This is a genomic window from Bacillus sp. MMSF_3353, assembly GCF_030733445.1.
Classification (GTDB): domain Bacteria; phylum Bacillota; class Bacilli; order Bacillales; family Bacillaceae_G; genus Bacillus_A; species Bacillus_A wiedmannii.
Genome location: NZ_JASHJA010000024.1, coordinates 18626 through 36787, shown reverse-complemented (window position 1 = coordinate 36787; position 18162 = coordinate 18626). Strand labels below are relative to the sequence as shown.

The window sequence follows — 18162 nt, the reverse complement described above, 5'->3', positions numbered from 1 at the left end:
GCCAGTATTCCTCTGACTTCTTCTAAAGCATCTTTATACAGGTAGAGAATCGCCTTTTCCAGTTCGTCCTCTATCTTTTGGAGGTGTTTCTGTTTCTTGTTCCACTCCATCATCTTCACCGCCTCTATGTACGGTGTCTAAATCAATAGAATCAACCTCTTCTTCTTTCATCTTTTGTAATTCTGCCTTTGGGTCATGAACAGCAGAGAATAAAGATAAACGTGTCTCTTCACTTATTAAACCTTGTAATTTTCCCTGTACATCTGCTTCATCAGATAAATTAACAGGAAGGTTTCGCGTGAACTGGAACGTCATGCAAAGATAGTCTAACTTTTCTTTATTTGAGCGTAAATTCCAGGCATCAAATAACAGTTTAAATTGTTGGCGCAGCGACTTGGTGAACTTTACTTCCAGTGTCCCTGATTTCGTTTCTAAAGCTAATAGCTTATAACGAATAGCAACACCAGTAAGGTTAGAACTGAATGATTCATCAGTAAGATTAACATGCTTTGTAAAACGGCAAATGTTCTTCTCTAATCTGTCGAGATGATGTTCTAATATGTTGTCGTTGAGTTCCTTAGTCAAGAAAGAAGCTTCACCATTTTCACCTACATCAAGCGCGCCAGTTTGCTTTAGTTTCTCGATAGTGTCATCATCTATATCAACACCTTTAAAAATCATATAAGCCAAACGAAACTGTTCTATTTCGCTATTAACATCCGAAAAAGCTCTGTCGTACCCTTCGATTAGCGCGATGGCTTTATCTACATCACCTTGTAATTCCTCATTGTTAGGAAATCCGATAAGTGGCACACCTTTGTATAAGTTAGGGATTCGATTTGTTTCTTGCAGCTTATCTAGATCTTCACCAGTGTACTCAATGATATGAGTTTCGTTATAAAACTCCACCTTGTATCCATCTTTAAAATCGTCACCATCAATTACTTTGATTGGGTAGCAGCGGATAGCGTATTTGGGTTCTGCGATGCTTGAATTAGTAAGGAAAATAGCTTCATAAGGTTTGATATTCATAACCTTTTCTTCACCATCTTTATCATGGTAAAGTAGCCTTGCCCCGTATCCACAGATAGAAGCAAATTTACCTGTTTCTGCATCAGCATCTTCAGTATGATTCGCTTTTAAGAAGTCCTGGATTCGTTTTAACACTTCTTCATCTTCATGATCTAAGCTATATGAAATAGGTAATCCAAACATATAACCAATCTTCGTATCGATAATTTCAGAAAAGAAGTCATTGTTTAGCTTATTATTTACCTTATCCTTATTTCCATCACCTTTAAACTCACGAGTAAAGATAGGTACGCCTTTTTCACTTGCTTTGTATCGTTCATACCTATTAATCATTCGTTTTTTTAACGGTTCAAATTCATCAATAATCTTTTTGAGCAGCTTGGGTGTAGGCTCCCCATTGTTTTCATCCAGTAACGGAATGTAGTGTTCAAACATCGTCTCACCTCCTTAATAGATTGATTTAACAGCTCTTGCTTTGTTATTAGACATAATTACGGTATTTACAAAATAGCGATCAGCATCCATTTGATGGTCATTCTGCTTAATCGGTTTGTCTTCACCACGCTCCATTGCTTTCTCATCCCATACATAAGAAGAGAACTCACGCAGCGTTTCTTTACAACAATCGCAGAATTTAATTAATTCAGTTGTCAATGCAGTTGCTACATTACGTATTCCATCTAATACATCGTTCTTTGCCTTTTTCACTTTCCAGCCTTTTTGTTTCAGTAAAATAATAAATGAGCTTGCGGACGGGTCTACGATAATACGCTTGGTTAGACCATTTGCAAACTCAACTAAATCCTCATAATATTGTTCATCTGACTTTTGTAAATTCTTCTTGCGAGCGTCATGATGGTATTCCTTCACCTTGTACCAAATGCCACCAGATAAGCCCCATAAGCCAAATGCCATCGGGTTTTGGGTACCGTAATCGCAGGAGATATAATACTGCTCATATTTCCTTGGATGTGATGGTACAACATGTTCATCTTCATTAAACATACTGTATATTAAACCTTCCGCCATTACCCATAAGCCCAAGATATAGCGTTGATAGAACACACCGCTAAACATACGTTTAAAGCGGTCTTTCACTTTCTCAGAAAGAGATAAGTTATCGTCCATTGTGAATTTTAAATGACAAACTAACTTCTCTTTTTTCTTATCGATAAGCTCTGTTTTTACAAAGTGATATGACGAACCAGGGTTACAGTTCATAAATATCTTTGCGCCATCAACAGAACAACGCCCAATCATTTGATCTATAAATGATTTAGGAAATAGAGCAGCTTCATCAGCTAATGAGCCAGCAGCGGTTAAACCTTGTAATGTATCTTGGGAGTTTTCTTTATTAGCTCCAAACAAGTAGTACGTATTCCACCCAATTTGCAGATAGTTTTCAGAACGGTTGTAATCATATCGCCAACCCCATGCGGTAAGTATTTGTATCATAGGGTTGATTACGTTACGTTTTAATGAACCAATTGATTTACCAGCAATGATAAATGACTCACCCTTAAATTTTTCCTGTGACCAGTGTAAGAAGCTACAAATCATGGATATTGTTTTACCGGAACGAATCGCTCCATCTGCAATCACAATGTCATGATTCTCATATGGCGAACCATCACGCCACCACCACAATAATTGTAATTGTTTATTTGAAAACGACTGGAACTTAAAGGATTTGGTTTTCCGTTTTTTAATCCTCGCCATCTGCATCACCAAATACTTCTTTCATCTTTTCTGGATCAGGAGCAGTTGCTTGCAAGAAGTCTTGGATCGCTTCTGCATTATCATCATCTTCATCACCAGTTAAATTTGCAATTTCAGCATTAGCTTTCTTTATGTTCGCTTTCTGTACTTCCATATGCATTTTGTGACGCTCTTCTTCAATTTTTCGTTTGAAGTTATCAGGCACTAAATCGAAGTATATCGCCAGTTTATCAAGTGCTCTCATCTTATCAGCAAGCTTGATAGACACACCTTCTTTGCCCTTTTTCACTTCCGCAATGATAGAGCCATCAACCATGTCAGATTCATTAAAATTAACATAACTAATGGTTCTCATGACTGGTTTTCCGTCTTCATCTTTTACAGGTCCAAACCGGCCCATCACTTCTACATCTTTCTGGCCAAAGGTTACGTAATTCGTAATATCTGCAAAAGCAATTTTGATGTACCCATTCAATACATCCATCGCTTCTACAAATATGTTTTCAACCATTTCGCCTTTAATCTCACGAATGTACGATGCTACACGTTCTCTTCTCAACAACCGGCTACTCGTAACATGCGCGCTACTCTTCGCATAACCGGCTTTCAATGCAGCTTGCGTACCATTGAAATACTTCACATAATACAAACAAAAGAGCCGTTCTTGTTCCGTCAGCTCTTCATCATCTAGCATCTTTTTTAACTTGGCTTTTGTCTTGGGATTTTTAACATTAGTAACGCTCCTTTTCGCAATAGTAACGTTACCTTTTAATTGTTCATCCCATTTGTCTTGTGATTTCCACTTTCTGATTTGAGATGGCTTTAAGTTTAATTCCTTCGCAATCTCAACAAGCGGCTTCTCACCATTGCTTGCTTTATATATTTGGAACGCTTTATCTCTGTCTGGGCTACGTTGTCTAGCCATAACCACCACCCCGCGGTAATTCCTGGATTATTTTGCAGAAAATTCAAATAAACATTTTACAAATATGTCCCAGTTGATATAATAAAATTAACATTGCCATCTGGAAAAGTAATTCGCCCCCATGTGAGTTGCTTTTCCTTTTTTATGGCTATTGTTTTAAAAATTCATCCATCGCCTTACCAAGCAAACTAATCATCGCTTCTCTCTTTTGCTTTGGTGTTGTGTTATCTTCCAGCTCATTAAAGATCGGAATTGCACTTTCTAATTTCTGTTTATCGATACGTTCATTTACACGGTCCTGTCCTAACATTGAAATGAATGTACCGATAACAACTGATTACTCTTGTTTAGTCAGTTTCATTTGTTTTCACCCCTTATCATCCCTTAACAAATAAGAACAGAAAATTCTTGAACAAAAAAAAGAGCGCTTTTCTTCAAAGCACTCTTCCAAAGGAATTTACCAATCTCGACGCTTATCACGATCACAGTCATGATGCTGATTACGTCTGCGACGACATTCATCACAATCGCAGTCGCGGTCACGTCTACAACGACAATCATCAAAATCTCTACGTCTGTGTCTACAGAACATTAAATCATCCCAAAATCTATTACAATTTCGAAAACCCCTGAAATTACCATTACATCCCATAAATCTGATTACCTCCTCTTAAAAATAAAATTCATCATATTATATGTTTAAAAGTCAAATACAGCTTGTTTACTTGTCCATATTTTCTACCTATCTTTACTTAACAACAAATAAGACGCTAACCAGGTAAAGGTTGCGCCTACAATCATTAATATTGTTTTAATCAAAATAAAAACGTCGCTAAGTTTTATTCTTCTTCCAGATACCTAATATTATTAAATCTATCTGTACTACATACTTTATTAAGTAGCTGGAAGAAGAGCAAAAGCCCTTCTCCGTATACATAGTGAATTGCAATTGAATGTGAACTCAAGAAACAACTGTTCATCCAATCTGAAACCATCGCCACCGGTTATGACGATCCATTTTCAAGTTATAAAGAATTTTATGAGCGATGTTTTCCGCCACTACTCACAATACAAATATAACATGCTAATTCCAAAACAACCGGCACATTTACTGCCAAAAAGCGGTCATGACTCTGCCACTTATTTTAATTCGCTAATAATCTTCATTTTCCTAGACTACTTCACTGCAACAGCCACGAAAAATAGATCGAATTTTCTTTTAGTAATTATGCTTGATCTGATTGTAGAACATGTAATGGAGGTGGAATAATCCAACCTTTTTTCTTATTCAGACGAAGCAATATAGCTCCAGCTTGTGCTTTTTTCATATGAAATTGACCAAACATCATTCCAACATCTTCTCGAAGAGATTGTCCCATAGCTTGACTACATGCTACTAGCCCAGCAGCAAGATCCATAGAAACTTTTGCAGCAATTTCTGCATCATTAATACGAGCACCAGGAGGAATCGTTTCAATAGATGCAACTGGTCTTTCTGGAGGTGCTGGTGGTAATGCAACACCATTCGATTTCAATAAATTTTTTAATTCTTCAACTTCTGATTGGATATCATTCTCTACAAGGTTCTCTAAAAATTTCTTTAAATCCTCGTCTCCTGTGTGGTTAATAAGAACTTGATATCCAGCAATTGCGCCTTGTGCCGCTGCAAGATAACTCCAAATCCCAAAGACTTCTCCGTAGTGCATTGGTTCATTTTGTGGATTTCCACTTAAAATACCCATAAAAAGATTCCTCCTTAAAGAAATTAGACTTTTAGCAACAATATTTACTATAGAAAAAATTTTCCCAACCATGTTCTGGATTAAAGAAAATAAGTTCTTATAACTCATAAGGAACACCTTACCTAAATATAGTAATTACCTCTCATAGAATGTACCGTTACCAAAAATTTATTCTTATAAAGAATAAATACATTTCAATTAACTTAATCCATTATTATTAAGTACTTTTAATAATAAAAATTAAAGATGCTTATCCTAATTTCAATTCAAATGGTTTTATATATTTTCAACCGAATATTGCCTAAAGGAACTGGAGACATTACTAAATACGAAAGGAGGGAAAACCATGAAGAAAAAACTTTCATCTATTTTAAGTGCCCTATTACTAACTATTATGGTTTTTGGTACAAGCGTCCATGCTGAATACGATGGATATAATACGAATAGAGTTAACAATAACAATATTACAACTCGAGTTAATGACTATAACACGAATAGAGTTAATGACTATCACATGAATAGAGTTAATAATGATGTGAGAACTCGAAATGTAAATACGACAAATGATTTAAATGCTAATCGTAATAAAAATAATAATTGGGCTTGGCTTGGTTTATTAGGACTAGTCGGTTTATTCGGTCTTAGAAAAAAAGACACAGAACCAGAAAGACGTTAATGTAGAACATTGCATTTAATTTTAAAAGATATTTATTTATCAAAAAAATGCAAAATGAATAAATTATGAATCGCCTTTAATAAGGCGATTTTTTATTTTTTTAAATCAATAACAATCGCATAAAAACGGATACTATTAATCGGAAACAATGAATTTCTTAACTTGATGGTAATGGGGCGCTACGTCCATTTGACGAACTACGCTTCTTTTTTATGCCGTTTCTTCACTTATCCATATCTTATATTGTGTGTAACTAAACCAAGTGCTTTATCACTAGTCTGGACTACGCTGTCTCGCCATCTACATTTCACCTACCTCCATTCATATTAAAAATGTAAGATAAATCCACAAGGTAGAACACCACACCTCTTTACATCTTATATTTTGGATATTAAAATATAATTAGAGAACGTAAGTTTGTTTTCGAATTTTATACTAAAGGAGGTGATACTATGTTTTATCGAATTTGGAACGGTTTCCTTGATGCATTTATATACATAAGAAAGTTTTATGTTTTTATTCCGTTATTGATTGTCGGTATCTTTTTTGCAAGAAGAAGTCTTTTAGACCTTGGTGCAATGCCAGATGAATTTGGAGATTTATTCTTATATTATTTCACACATCCCGATGCCCACATTTCAGGAATTATTGAGTGCTTTATTAGCGGGGCTATTTTACTAATGCTAGCCGGCTCACAATTTCATTTAGCTAATACAGAAAAAGAAGAAATTGAGACATGGTTGTTTATAGTAATATATTTATTCGCTATCGCACTTTTCTTGCCAGGAATCACATTGTTCGCTTTGGGCATTGTTCTTCTTTCTGTAATCCTTTTACTAGGTGGAGCCTTATTTGCTTTTATATGGCTTTGGACTCAATCAGGTAATTCAAAGAAAAGAAGAAGATAAAAGCACCCGAATGGGTGCTTTTTGATTATTAATTTACTAATCTCCTCACTTTTCCAGGGAATAAATGTTTAATTAGAATATTATCTGCTTCATTTTCATATACCCTTAACTTCTGATAGCCTTCTTTATATATAGTAGCTGAATAATGAATAAAGTTCTCCAACAAACGAATATCTTCACCATTTCCATAGTTCTTTATATTCCCTGATATAAAATGTTCATATCTCCTCATTTCTTCGATAAATTTCTCTAATATTTCTTTTTCTTCTTTAGTTAAATATATTGCGATTACCTTATAAGATTTATCTAATTCTAAAAAATCTTCTTCTAATATTCTCGCTTTTTCATTGGTTAATTTAATAAATTTTTGTTTTGACTCCTCAGTTACATACACTGTAGTGTAATCTCTTTTTGGTGGTTGATGATGTAGGTCTTTTTCTTTCAAATTTAAAGTTTTCAGCAATTCAAAATTTCCTTTTTCAGAACAAAAATATTCCATACTTTTCATTGCTACTGCTGATTTTTGACGGAAATCAGTTAAAGCTTCAAACTTCATTTTTAAGAAAAAATCCGCACGCCATCTATCATCTTGTCTTTTATTATTAATCCATGTAATTCTTAACGTAATGTAACCAGATATGAACGCTACTATTATAGCGGCTCCACCAGTGATCACCGCTGGCCAAAAACTAGTTTGCAATGGTATTCATCCTCTCTACTGTATCTATAACCATAAGATATCATAACATAATGATTTTCTATTATTTAATACCATTATTTATACAATATAAAAAGCGCCCTAACAATAAAGGCGCAAGTTTACTATTGTTTTTGTTTAAAAGCAGTATATCGAATATCATGGGCAAGAATTTCCTCTTCTTTATCCCCTATTAGCCAATGAATTCTTTTCATTTCTTTCTCTGTTTGTTGAAATTTTATTTTTTCTCCCGCTAATGTGCCATAAACCACTTGAATTTCTTTAACTGCCGGTTGATACCTTGCAACTCCAGTAAATTTTTTCGTACACAATGGTATAAGAATCTCTTCATCTTTCCCAAAATAATCAAGCCATACTTCTATAATCTCTTCCTCACTAAAAATCTTATCTTTCCCAATAATTATTTGGAAGTTACAATTTACTATAATATCAGGCCCACCATACCTTATAACTGAATAATAAGTGGTTTCGTGTTCTTCCCAATCCAGGTTTAAATCCAAAGCACCCTTTGTTATCACAGTACGACCTTCTTTTTTTCGCCAGGTACCCCCTTTAGAAAAATCGCATATTGTAGTAGTTGCTGACAAAAAAGAACGTTGGCTTTCTTTGTTCTTTTTTCTATCATTTATTACTTGAGAACTTGCAATAATTAGTGCAACTATCCCTCCAATAATCCCTCCAGTATAACTTCCAAAAAATCCAACCCATGAATTTTCATCGCCAATGGTTAAATGCCCTGTAGGGATATTGAGAACTAACCCTAAAATAATTGGAGTAAATACTGCAACCGCTAAGATAATGCCAATTTCTTTACTATTACGCTTTATAAATTTTAGCAAAAATCTCTCCACCTTTCGTCTACTAATTTCGACAAAAAGACGAGACATCCTCTAATTAAGATATTGAAATTTACCATCCGATTATAATATTTACAAAAAGCCACGACACTCATGCATCGCGGCTGAATATATACATATAATTGGTCTTTTCGCCTTTTCATTCTCCGTCCATTCCGACCGAGTAACGTTTTGATAAAGGGGCTATGATCATTGATTATGAGCGCATAGATACGTTATCCCCACGTTATGCTCTTTTCAAAGAACAATTAACTGTAGGAATATCATATCGCCGATTCCAATATAAAAAGGTACCCGATTTAGTGCCTTTTTTGTCTCTATATTAACTTTAATGATTCTCTATTTCGTTCTTCATCTTCGAAATGGTATTCTTCTTTCCCATGAAAAATTGCATTTACATAGGACTCCAATACAAACTTTTGACCATTATACTCAAATTTCATAACTTTATCATTAAACTCACATTCACTTATACTTTTATATGTATTAGCTTTGATTGTACAACCATTTTCATCATAAATCAGTTCAACTACACCATCTTCTGTTAATGTCTGTGTAACATAAATATCTGTTATTTTTTCTTGATACAACTTCTTAGGTTTATTGTACTCAATATCATAATCTACAAATTTCCCTTCTTCGATATAATCATATAAAGCTTCTAATCCTTCATCAACACTGTCCTGGACTTCTTCTGAAAAAGCACTAAATATCAATTGCATAGCTTTAGCATCATCCACAAACTCTAAATCATCTGATTTGCTATTATCACGATATCCAAATGCTCCAGGCTTAAACAATACATCGATATACCCTTTATCTTTTCCATCGGCAAATCCCTTAGCTAAAAAGTAAATATGTAAATTACCCCACCAATGTTCTCCCTCAAACAATAGTTCCGTTGAATAAGTTTGTTCATAATCATCACTTAATGAATTTTCAATTTTATCATTAGATAAATCTGAAATAACGAATGGTTCAATCGTTTGCTTGTTAAACGGATATTTAAACATAACTCCATCTCCTTCTATGTATTAACCCTACGATAATTTTACCACTTTTACCCAATAATGATTATAAAAATAAAAAGCTCTACAAAGTAGAGCTAGATCATCCCCAAAGCTTTCGCTACATTCCTTACAGCCGTTTTCTTTTTTCTATAGAATTTCCCTTTCTTCATTCCAAGCACTGTATAAATGTATTCATCATTTAACTCTTTGTGATTCATATACTTCATTTCTAGTATCTGTTGCTCGTCCTCATCCAAAGCTTCTTCAAATGCACGTTTTAATTGTCTATATCTAATTTCATCATCTGTACTTTTCCTAAGTTCCGGAAATAATAGTTCCGCTCCAAATTCCGTCCGTTCCTGTATGTTTTGGAATTTCACTTTTAGTACACGATAATCACGTAACACCTCTATCACGAAAGGCCGTATTTCCTTTTCGTTTACATGTCTATAAGGTTGATTCATACGATACGGTTCCCCTCCGTTCGATCTGCTTACTCTTTAGAACATTACTTCATTTCTTTTTGGCATTCTTTTAAATAATCGATAGCCTCTTGAACCCGTTCTTTAGTTGAAAGTAATTCCATCACATTGCCTTCTGTGTTATAAACATGAATCGTTCTTGCATTACCCAGATACCGGAATGAACTTTCTTAATGTCTTCCTTTAACTCTTCTGGAACTTCATCAACAAGTTCTAACACCGTATTAGCCCAGCTCATAAAATGTGATGCATTTCCCATGTATGCTAGTGCTTGGAACATGAAATCATTATCTTTACCAATGGCTTTTAGATTTTCTAAATTCGGACGATGATCAAAAACATTATCAGCAAATTCTACTGGTTCTTCAGTAATCCCTTTTGTTAAATGAATGACTCCAATCTCTTCATACGGCTGCATGTCATACCCTCGCTTACCTAAGAACTCGACAACTGCATTCTTTTCTTTCCAAGCACTATCACCTTGCCCTAATTTAATAGTTACTTTGTTCATTCCTCATCCTCCTCAAGTTTTGTAACAATTAAATAGTTTCTTGCTCTCTTCCGCTTCCCTAACTTCCTCTGATAAGCTGGCGTTGTATAATAACGAACTGTTGCAGGAAGTACGCCCATATGTTGAGCACATTCCTTTGCAGTTCCAATACATACGAATGTTTCACCTTTATAAACGACGTACTCCTTTAAGTTCATTTTTCATTCCTCTTTTCTTCTAAAATGAAGTTTTTGTTATACTCCCTCTCAAAACCCACAATATGTTAATATATACATAGATTAACAACATTTATCATTTAGACATTTAAGAAAGGATGATAAAATGGTTATTTTTCAATGGTTAGAATCCTGGTTATCTAGTGACATTCTTCATTTTAATTTATTTGTAGGTATAACAACCTTTCTTACTCTAGCGTCTGTCATCTTATTCTCTATAACATTTAAGAAAATAGGTACCAACGACACAGAAAGGCTTAGAATCAAGTTCCAAATATCTTATACAATGTGTACTTCACTACTTGTCTTATTAGCCATCTTTATTCTGTGGATGCCTACAAATACTATCTATTTCAGACAGTATCTCATCATGATAATCTCCATCTCACTTCTTTTGGGATCAATATCTGGCCTGTACAATTATAGAAAAGAAACACTCACAGAGAGTTAAACTCTTTTTTAGAACTCGTTGCAGTTAGCGGGTTCTTTTTTTTATAAAATAGCGTTTTGGTTTAAAATGAAGCCCGTTCATTTGGACACATTTACCAGTATTTTTGCCAAAAAATTCATGATATTGTTAATTAGTCGAGTACGTCATTACTTGACGATTACCCTTAGGAGCCCCCCAGACAAACGGGGCTTCTTTTATTTAAAATAACGATTTTGTTTGAAATTCATTAACCTTATTGGTTCCTTTGCATACAGTATTATCACAAGGAATTCCACAGGTTACTCTGGTCAAGTTACCTTGAATTTCTTGCAGACCTTGAGAGAAGAATCCGTTTATAACAAACGGGTTCTTTTATTTTTGGTCGTACAATAAGAATTTGATTAAAAACTTACATGTATATATTTTTCGTTATATAATTAAAGTATCGATATATTAGGGGTGTTAATTATGCCAGGAACGATAATGATTTTGTTATACATTTGTTTCGGATTAAGTGCAATTTTCAGCTTAATAAAAGAATTGAAAAAGCCACAGAAAAACCAGTTCTTGATTTTAGTTGATTCTCTAATTTTGCTAGGAGCCTTAATCCTAGTAGGTAGTATTATCATCTAAATTACATAACTAGAACTCCAGTTGGGAGTGGAGCAGTTAGCGAAAGCTAACTGCTTTTTATAAATTAACTATTTTATTGAATTTCTCAATTCATAAAGTACTAACTTTATAACATGAGTTCATACATATTTATTAAATACATTTTAAGTTCTTATAGCATCAAATAATTTAGGAGGCGATTAATATTTCAAGTAATCCGCTAGTTATAACGCTTCCTCCTTTATCAAAAACCAAAATTACATTTTATTCTTCTTCTGGCCAAGTAATTAACCATACTTTTTTAATGAATGAAACTTCAGAACCTATCGAGACGTTTGCATATTGTCCTATAGACTTTGAAAGATTTGAAACTAAAAGAATGCCAGTCCTTATAAAATAATTTTTCATTCTCATTTACGAATAATCTTTTTTACATTACACATACTATCTGCAGGTCAGCTTCCCACAGCTACTCTCTTTCAGATCGGAGGTCTTTACTCCGTATCGTTTAGTGCATGGCGGGTAACTTAGTCAATTACCTGCCGTTTTTACGTATAATCGCAAAAATCCTTGTCTATACTGCTTAGAGAAAACATCTTATGCCATTTGATGCAATCTCCAGCACAGGTTATTTGTAAGGCCGTTCCGATAAAAGGAACGGCCTTATTTATCTCCGCATTACGTTTCAACAAAATAACGCTTTTGTTATAATTTATGAACATATTTTAGACCTAAAAATCCTACCGAATATTTTCAGGATAAATTTACCGGGTGAGTTAACAGAAATTTCGTGTTATTCTAAACCTGTTGAATATCCCAATACATTCAACAATGCTCTTGATTGCATACTTAGTATGCAGCCATCCATCCAGATACCTTAGCTAATACGTCCCCCTAATCGTCGTTATTGCTAAGGTATCTTTTAGATGCCCTGTGTGCAGAGCTTTTTTATTTCAGTGATGATGCTTTTAGTCCAATTTTCTAATAAAATTCAAAATTGGTACTACTTCGCCACCCCCTGTTCCTTACCGAAGGCTGCAGCTCTTTCGTTGATTCGTTTTAATATGCGGCTCACTTGAGTCTGAGTAACCCCTACACGTTCACCAATACTTTCTTGTGACATATGATTTGAATACATATCCCAGATCATTAACTCTCTATCTGGTAGCGTATTTATAAAAGAACGCATTACTATCTTTTCATCGATTTCTTCTGTTTTACGTGTTGAGCTTTCATCGACAAGCATTTGCTCTAGGGTTAAATCAGTATCTCCACTTCCTGATAAAAATGTTACGTCATGTAAAGAACTTGGAATTTGCTGATATCGCAAAACTTCTTCTACATCCTCAACAGTTACGCCTAATAACTGACTAATGACCTCTGGTTTTTCTTCCGCTAATTTTTCTCTAATAATTCTGCCTTTTAAGTAGAATATTTCTCGCGTCACTTTAACTTTTTGATTATTTATAATCGCTCTAGTAGTTTCCCCATGCATTTTAGGAATCGCTAAAGTGGAGAACTTGCACCCATATGCAGGATCAAAATCTTTTCTTGCCTTAAGTAATCCGATCATGCCGCATTGAATTAGATCCTCTATTTCTAAACCTGTATTACTTTTGATAGACTCCAAATTCGATCCGTACTTTTCCCATACAAACTTATAAACTAGCTTTTTATATTTTTTTAAAAACTCATTATCCGTCAAGGTTTTCACATCAACTATTTCCGGCATTCGCTCCACCCCTTTTGATTTCTCTCATATCTGTCGGACCTTTCCAAATACCCACTCGTTGCCAATGTTTTTTCTTTTCCCAACATACGAGGGGCTAAGATCATACATAATACCAATATCTTTATCCGGTATACCTTGCATGTTTAAATTCCTGACGACCTCAGGTGTTAAAACACTCGGTGTTTCCCTTCTAGGTCCACCATTCTTTTTAGGCTGTGTATCCAAATATCTGCCCAACCGACGTAATTCATCACCAGTCGGGCATGCTTTACATTCATTAACACTAAAACTTTCGTTGGATGAGCGATTATAATAACAACGTCTGCATTTCTGTTCGATAATGTCACCAACTTTGTATGTGATCTCTTTTCGTTCTTCTTTAGTAAGTTTCATATAGCTCACCTACAAGACTACTTTGAGCGCCATACCAAGCGCCTGCGCTCTACCTTGAAGTTCTAAACGATACTCACGTTCTTTCGCAGCCGTTTCTTCTGCAGCACGTACGTTGATATGCATTTTTCTAAGGTCATGCTCTAATTCATGATTCTTTTCAGTAACTGCATTAAATTCGTTTAATAATGTGCTGTAATCTTCCTCACGAGCTTGTAATTGTTGCTTCATGCTTTCAAATGCATCTTCCGCTTCCAGTCGAGCTTGCGTTTCTGCGATGAAATCATTTGCTAGTTTTTCTTTTAGCTCTTTCAACCCCTCATACATTTTCGATACTTCACTTAACTCTTTTTGAAGTTCATCTTTTTCATCAAGGATTGTATTTAATTGACCTTTCCAAAAAACATCTAACGTTTCTGTTTTCTCGATATAATCAGCAGCTACAGATTTAAATTCTGACAATGCAATTTTCGTTTTCTCAACGTTTTGAGGTTGTGGTGACGGTTTTGTATCCTGGGATTTCTTCGATGCTCCTACGCGCTTATTAGGCACTTCTTTTTCTTCGCGTCTTTTTGAAATGTGATGATATAAAGTCTTTTCGTTTACCCCCAAGTGTTCAGCGATATTTCCCCAAGTCCATTTCTTCACATCTGCCTTACGTAACTTTTCAGCAGTGGCACAAATTTGATCCCAATTTTTTTGTTCAGCCATATGTTCCGTTCTCCCCTCGAGTAGGCTTTCACCTAGTCTTTTTAGTTTTTTGCCAACTTCACAATTCTCTGTACACCAAGAAGTTTTATGATTTTTACATGTAGCACTGTACCTCGGAACCTTCTTGCAACCTTTACACTGATCATCTTGTATATTTAAAATCCTAAGTCGGATTTGACGTTTTTCCGTTTTGTTCAATCCATCACCCCATATGAGATTGAAAAGCAGGTAGTACAACGAATTTGTTATACTACCAACCTGTATTTATTAGTCTTCTAATTTTTCATCAAATGGCTTATCCTCATCGGCAGCTTTATTTTCTTCAGAAGATTGCGATTCTTGTTCTTGCACCTGCTCTTCTTCCGTTGCAATCGTTTCTTCTGTATCTGTTTCTTCCTTCGGTTTCTCTTCTGTCTTTAGCTGCTCTGTTACATCAGGCTGGTTCTCTTTCCATTCGTTCCATTTAATTGCCATTGGTGCGATACGAGCGCGGTAATCATCTATCATTTCAATCAGCTTCACGTTAGAAATTTTCAGCTCATTTGCTAACTTTAGATATGACTCTCCTTCGAGTTTTCGTTTTACGATGTAAGCAAAATCATGCGGTAAATCATCTAAACCTGGAGCAAGTCCGCTGATAATAAACGCATCTACAATTTCACGATCCGCTTGCTCTTTCTCTTCACGAGTTGGAATTTTCTCTTCTGGAATATCGAAATCAGCTTCTAACTGTTCAAATGATGCCTTTACTTCTTTCACAAACCCTTTGTCATCAACTTCATACTGCGTTACTGGTTCGTTCGTTTTTGCGTTAACAGTAACGTTGAAATTAACCTGCATGGATTCCAGCGAGATAAATACTTTTGTATCGATCATTTCGGAAAGTACATCCAACTTACCGCGCAATGATGAATCCGTTACTTCCAAAACGATTTCTTTCTTACCATCAGGTTTAAGATTTACTTTCTTTAAAGTTGGTTTGAATTCGATATATGACATATGATCCGCTCCCTTATTTCGCTTGTTTTAGTTTTTTCTCTTCTCGTTTTAATTTGTTGTATTCATCGAGTGTGATAAATCCACCGTATTTCCTCACATGTTTTAGCAAGATGAGTTGTAAATGTGGGTATTTATACTCAAACATTTTTCGCTTTACCGCGAACGTTTCTGTTACCATACCCTTTATATCAACAACTTCCACATCACCATTTGGCAAATAAACCATGAAGTCTGCCTTATATGTAATTGCTTGATATTTTTTGCCGCTTTTTATAAACGCTGGCTGCAGAGTGAATCTCGGTTGTAATTCAAAATTTAAAATTTCACCTGCAGCTTTGCGAACTTTTAAACCCGTGTAATAATCCGATTCGGTCTTACTATCGAAAACATGGCCGTCTATTTTAATTTTCTTGTTATTGTACTTACTCAATATCCATCATCCTGACGTTGATGATTTACTTTGTTCTTTTCCAGGTATGCTGCTTCAATTTCCTCATGAGTAAATCCGAGGTGCTTTGTTCCTAATTCCATAAACAAGTTAAAAATTATTTCAACATCATCTGCTAATTGCAGTTTACTTTCTGGATAATTATGTGCTGTATCCCACATTTCTCCTACGTAATAAAATAGCTTGTTGAATGTTCCAACGATTGTTTTTTCTGTTTCATCCTCGCAACGAAACTCTATTGTGACATCCAACTGATTGCTGATACTTAAAATAAAATGCAGTCCATCCACAAACTCTGTCAGAATGGCTTTTCTTTCACTTGGGCCTTTATTACTCCAATGTTTAAAACAACGTGTTTCGTTTGCTAATTCAGCAATTTCAACCTGTAGCGCTAAGATTAAATTACTAACTAAGTTTTGACCTTCCAAACCATGTTGTTTAATAATCCGATTATCAAGTATCTTTTGTAATCCCCGTAATTTTGCGATGTTCATTATCGTTTTTCCCCTTTCACTTCACTAATTAACTGAGTGATTTCATATACAGCATTTTGTGCACATTCCATGTGTCTTCACCCCTTGAATATTTTTTAAATAAAAAATACATACTATTTTCAAGCCGCCGTATCCACGGCTAATACTTCTTTCTTTTGTTACAGCAGAGGCAGATAGGTTCTTCACTTATCTGCTTTTTGTATGAGATTTTTTCGTTCTACATATACTACTTTTGAACCTGTAGACCAATACGAGCCATTTTGGTGCTTGGGATTTCCCTTCCTGGGGATAAGTATTTTTTACTTATCCCTTTTTTGTATAGACACGTACATTTAGGGTAAAACTAATTACAAGCAGATTTTCTGTTTATGCGTAGTTCTAAACAAGAATACTCTTTCTCCTATTAAAGGACAGCGGGTGCAACCGCTAGTCCTTTTTTATATCGCATATTCCCCCTTCTGGTAGCTTCGAACCAATTCGCCCTCATCATCGTAGTAAGCAATTTCCCAAAAAGGATGACAGTTGTGCTTCTCAATTTCCCCATCGAACAAAACGAACAAATGAGTTTTCCAGTTCCCAACGATCGTACCCCACATGCCAGCTACGTTTACACGCATCCCCATGTAAGCGAAATGTAGGTTGCGGTAATTCTGCATCTTCTTGAAAGCTTTCTCTGCGCTGTACATGCGCTTGATGTCAAAAACGCCTTCGTTCTCGCACTTTACAAACTTCATGAATTCAACGATTGGCATTGTTAGAAATCTTGTTCTAAACTTTTGCCAATACAAGAATCTTGCCTTTCCCTCGGTTTCCGCTACTACAAATTCTTCGTTTGGCCAATGTTCGAAAATGGTTTTTAATTTATATTTGTAAAGAACCGCCATTCCTTCATCTCCCCCTTAATTTGCAATCAACTTACGGAAAAGTTCTTCGTTTCTTGTTTCCAGTGCATGGTCGATGAGGTTATATTTAATTAACTGATCAATTTCATCATGATCTTCCCCGTCAATATGCGTTTCAATGGAGCATTCATCATCTTCAAGCACTTCCATGTATAACGGCTCTTTGTACTTACCTTTGAAATTGATTTGAATATAAATCGGAGCATCGTTTGCATTAAAATGGTTATATGCAGCTATTCCTTCCGTACCAGTTAGATTCGGTTTATAAAATGCAAACGTGTTGCCTTCTGAAAATGCTGCTGAAATCTCAATGCCATACGGGTATTTCTTTGCGTTTTCAACAAATTGAATTCTGTCTGAAAACCTTAGATGCTTTTTAAATGTGTAGATCAGCTTAAAACCTTCTTCTCCTTTTTTTAAAATGTGTCTTAGAAGAAATTCCATAAACTCAAGCTTTTTCTCAACCGACACGTTGCTCATGCAGTAACCCCCTTTTCCATCCTTCAAATTTTTGTATCCAAGCATCCCAATTTTCTTTTTGCATGGCTTCTTGCTGCTTTGCTACCTCACAAGTACAACCTTCAATCGTTATCATCCCAGGATAAATTTCTTTATGAACTACACCAGTGTTACTGCATGTCATGCACAT

The 18162-nt window shown here is 35.2% G+C and carries 23 protein-coding genes and 2 pseudogenes; 3 read left to right on the top strand and 22 right to left on the bottom strand.

Going from position 1 to position 18162, the window contains the following annotated elements; all coding sequences use genetic code 11:
- Positions 1 to 33: 33 nt before the first annotated feature.
- The 6 genes from RBB48_RS25975 to RBB48_RS25950 form a co-directional block, all read right to left on the bottom strand.
- Positions 34 to 1467, bottom strand: coding sequence for a phage portal protein (locus tag RBB48_RS25975; RefSeq protein ID WP_306008321.1), 1434 nt, complete (start codon positions 1465 to 1467; stop codon positions 34 to 36).
- 12 nt (positions 1468 to 1479) lie between these two features.
- Positions 1480 to 2751: a PBSX family phage terminase large subunit gene (locus RBB48_RS25970; RefSeq protein ID WP_306008320.1), complete on the bottom strand. Its 1272-nt coding sequence runs from the start codon at positions 2749 to 2751 to the stop codon at positions 1480 to 1482.
- Positions 2738 to 3676 (bottom strand): terminase small subunit, encoded by a 939-nt coding sequence (locus RBB48_RS25965; RefSeq protein ID WP_306008319.1) that lies wholly within the window; start codon positions 3674 to 3676, stop codon positions 2738 to 2740. The genes RBB48_RS25970 and RBB48_RS25965 overlap by 14 nt, the downstream gene beginning before the upstream one ends.
- A gap of 148 nt (positions 3677 to 3824) precedes the next feature.
- Positions 3825 to 3986 (bottom strand): hypothetical protein, encoded by a 162-nt coding sequence (locus tag RBB48_RS25960; protein ID WP_306008318.1) that lies wholly within the window; start codon positions 3984 to 3986, stop codon positions 3825 to 3827.
- A gap of 147 nt (positions 3987 to 4133) precedes the next feature.
- Complete coding sequence (locus tag RBB48_RS25955) at positions 4134 to 4328, bottom strand: hypothetical protein (RefSeq protein ID WP_087967456.1); 195 nt, start codon at positions 4326 to 4328, stop codon at positions 4134 to 4136.
- 574 nt (positions 4329 to 4902) lie between these two features.
- The gene (locus RBB48_RS25950; RefSeq protein ID WP_120459884.1) at positions 4903 to 5418 is read right to left on the bottom strand and encodes a DUF3231 family protein; all 516 of its coding nucleotides are present in this window, start codon (positions 5416 to 5418) and stop codon (positions 4903 to 4905) included.
- A 346-nt stretch (positions 5419 to 5764) separates the two neighbouring features.
- On the opposite strand from RBB48_RS25950, the gene RBB48_RS25945 reads away from it, so the two are divergent.
- Positions 5765 to 6094 (top strand): WGxxGxxG family protein, encoded by a 330-nt coding sequence (locus RBB48_RS25945; protein WP_306008317.1) that lies wholly within the window; start codon positions 5765 to 5767, stop codon positions 6092 to 6094.
- Positions 6095 to 6546: 452 nt separating this feature from the next.
- Positions 6547 to 7002 (top strand): hypothetical protein, encoded by a 456-nt coding sequence (locus tag RBB48_RS25940; RefSeq protein WP_306008316.1) that lies wholly within the window; start codon positions 6547 to 6549, stop codon positions 7000 to 7002.
- Positions 7003 to 7030: 28 nt separating this feature from the next.
- Here the strand turns inward: RBB48_RS25940 and RBB48_RS25935 are convergent, their stop codons facing one another.
- The 6 genes from RBB48_RS25935 to RBB48_RS25910 form a co-directional block, all read right to left on the bottom strand.
- Positions 7031 to 7702 carry a hypothetical protein gene (locus RBB48_RS25935; RefSeq protein WP_306008315.1) on the bottom strand — a complete coding sequence of 224 codons (672 nt, stop codon included), beginning with the start codon at positions 7700 to 7702 and terminating at the stop codon, positions 7031 to 7033.
- A 122-nt stretch (positions 7703 to 7824) separates the two neighbouring features.
- On the bottom strand, positions 7825 to 8559 hold the full coding sequence (locus tag RBB48_RS25930) for a hypothetical protein (RefSeq protein WP_306008314.1): 735 nt from the start codon (positions 8557 to 8559) through the stop codon (positions 7825 to 7827).
- Between the two features lie 335 nt (positions 8560 to 8894).
- Positions 8895 to 9590 (bottom strand): hypothetical protein, encoded by a 696-nt coding sequence (locus tag RBB48_RS25925; protein WP_306008313.1) that lies wholly within the window; start codon positions 9588 to 9590, stop codon positions 8895 to 8897.
- A 92-nt stretch (positions 9591 to 9682) separates the two neighbouring features.
- The gene (locus tag RBB48_RS25920) at positions 9683 to 10051 is read right to left on the bottom strand and encodes an ArpU family phage packaging/lysis transcriptional regulator (RefSeq protein WP_306008312.1); all 369 of its coding nucleotides are present in this window, start codon (positions 10049 to 10051) and stop codon (positions 9683 to 9685) included.
- 121 nt (positions 10052 to 10172) lie between these two features.
- Positions 10173 to 10580: a DUF8088 domain-containing protein gene (locus RBB48_RS25915; RefSeq protein ID WP_306008311.1), complete on the bottom strand. Its 408-nt coding sequence runs from the start codon at positions 10578 to 10580 to the stop codon at positions 10173 to 10175.
- Positions 10577 to 10777 (bottom strand): hypothetical protein, encoded by a 201-nt coding sequence (locus RBB48_RS25910; RefSeq protein ID WP_306008310.1) that lies wholly within the window; start codon positions 10775 to 10777, stop codon positions 10577 to 10579. Before RBB48_RS25910 ends, RBB48_RS25915 begins: the two co-directional genes overlap by 4 nt.
- Positions 10778 to 11693: 916 nt before the next feature.
- Here RBB48_RS25910 and RBB48_RS25905 point away from each other — a divergent pair.
- Complete coding sequence (locus RBB48_RS25905; RefSeq protein WP_306008309.1) at positions 11694 to 11858, top strand: hypothetical protein; 165 nt, start codon at positions 11694 to 11696, stop codon at positions 11856 to 11858.
- A 982-nt stretch (positions 11859 to 12840) separates the two neighbouring features.
- Here RBB48_RS25905 and RBB48_RS25900 read toward each other — a convergent pair.
- From RBB48_RS25900 to RBB48_RS25855, 10 genes and pseudogenes are all read right to left on the bottom strand, one after another.
- The gene (locus RBB48_RS25900) at positions 12841 to 13569 is read right to left on the bottom strand and encodes a sigma-70 family RNA polymerase sigma factor (protein ID WP_306008308.1); all 729 of its coding nucleotides are present in this window, start codon (positions 13567 to 13569) and stop codon (positions 12841 to 12843) included.
- Positions 13553 to 13962: pseudogene (locus RBB48_RS25895) on the bottom strand (hypothetical protein). The gene RBB48_RS25900 and the pseudogene RBB48_RS25895 overlap by 17 nt, the downstream one beginning before the upstream one ends.
- A 9-nt stretch (positions 13963 to 13971) precedes the next feature.
- Complete coding sequence (locus tag RBB48_RS25890; protein ID WP_306008339.1) at positions 13972 to 14670, bottom strand: hypothetical protein; 699 nt, start codon at positions 14668 to 14670, stop codon at positions 13972 to 13974.
- Positions 14671 to 14703: 33 nt separating this feature from the next.
- Positions 14704 to 14868 (bottom strand): annotated as a pseudogene (locus tag RBB48_RS25885) (hypothetical protein); the annotation flags it as partial.
- Positions 14869 to 14937: 69 nt separating this feature from the next.
- On the bottom strand, positions 14938 to 15669 hold the full coding sequence (locus tag RBB48_RS25880) for a 2-methylcitrate dehydratase (RefSeq protein WP_306008307.1): 732 nt from the start codon (positions 15667 to 15669) through the stop codon (positions 14938 to 14940).
- 13 nt (positions 15670 to 15682) lie between these two features.
- Complete coding sequence (locus RBB48_RS25875; protein ID WP_306008306.1) at positions 15683 to 16099, bottom strand: DUF1064 domain-containing protein; 417 nt, start codon at positions 16097 to 16099, stop codon at positions 15683 to 15685.
- A complete protein-coding gene (locus tag RBB48_RS25870) occupies positions 16096 to 16611 on the bottom strand; it encodes a dUTP diphosphatase (protein ID WP_306008305.1) in 516 nt (171 codons plus the stop codon). The genes RBB48_RS25875 and RBB48_RS25870 overlap by 4 nt, the downstream gene beginning before the upstream one ends.
- Before the next feature lie 437 nt (positions 16612 to 17048).
- Positions 17049 to 17495, bottom strand: coding sequence for an MFS transporter (locus tag RBB48_RS25865; RefSeq protein ID WP_306008304.1), 447 nt, complete (start codon positions 17493 to 17495; stop codon positions 17049 to 17051).
- Positions 17496 to 17510: 15 nt separating this feature from the next.
- Complete coding sequence (locus tag RBB48_RS25860; RefSeq protein ID WP_306008303.1) at positions 17511 to 17993, bottom strand: YpiB family protein; 483 nt, start codon at positions 17991 to 17993, stop codon at positions 17511 to 17513.
- Entirely contained in the window at positions 17974 to 18162 is a 189-nt protein-coding gene (locus tag RBB48_RS25855; RefSeq protein WP_306008302.1) for a hypothetical protein, read from the bottom strand. Before RBB48_RS25855 ends, RBB48_RS25860 begins: the two co-directional genes overlap by 20 nt.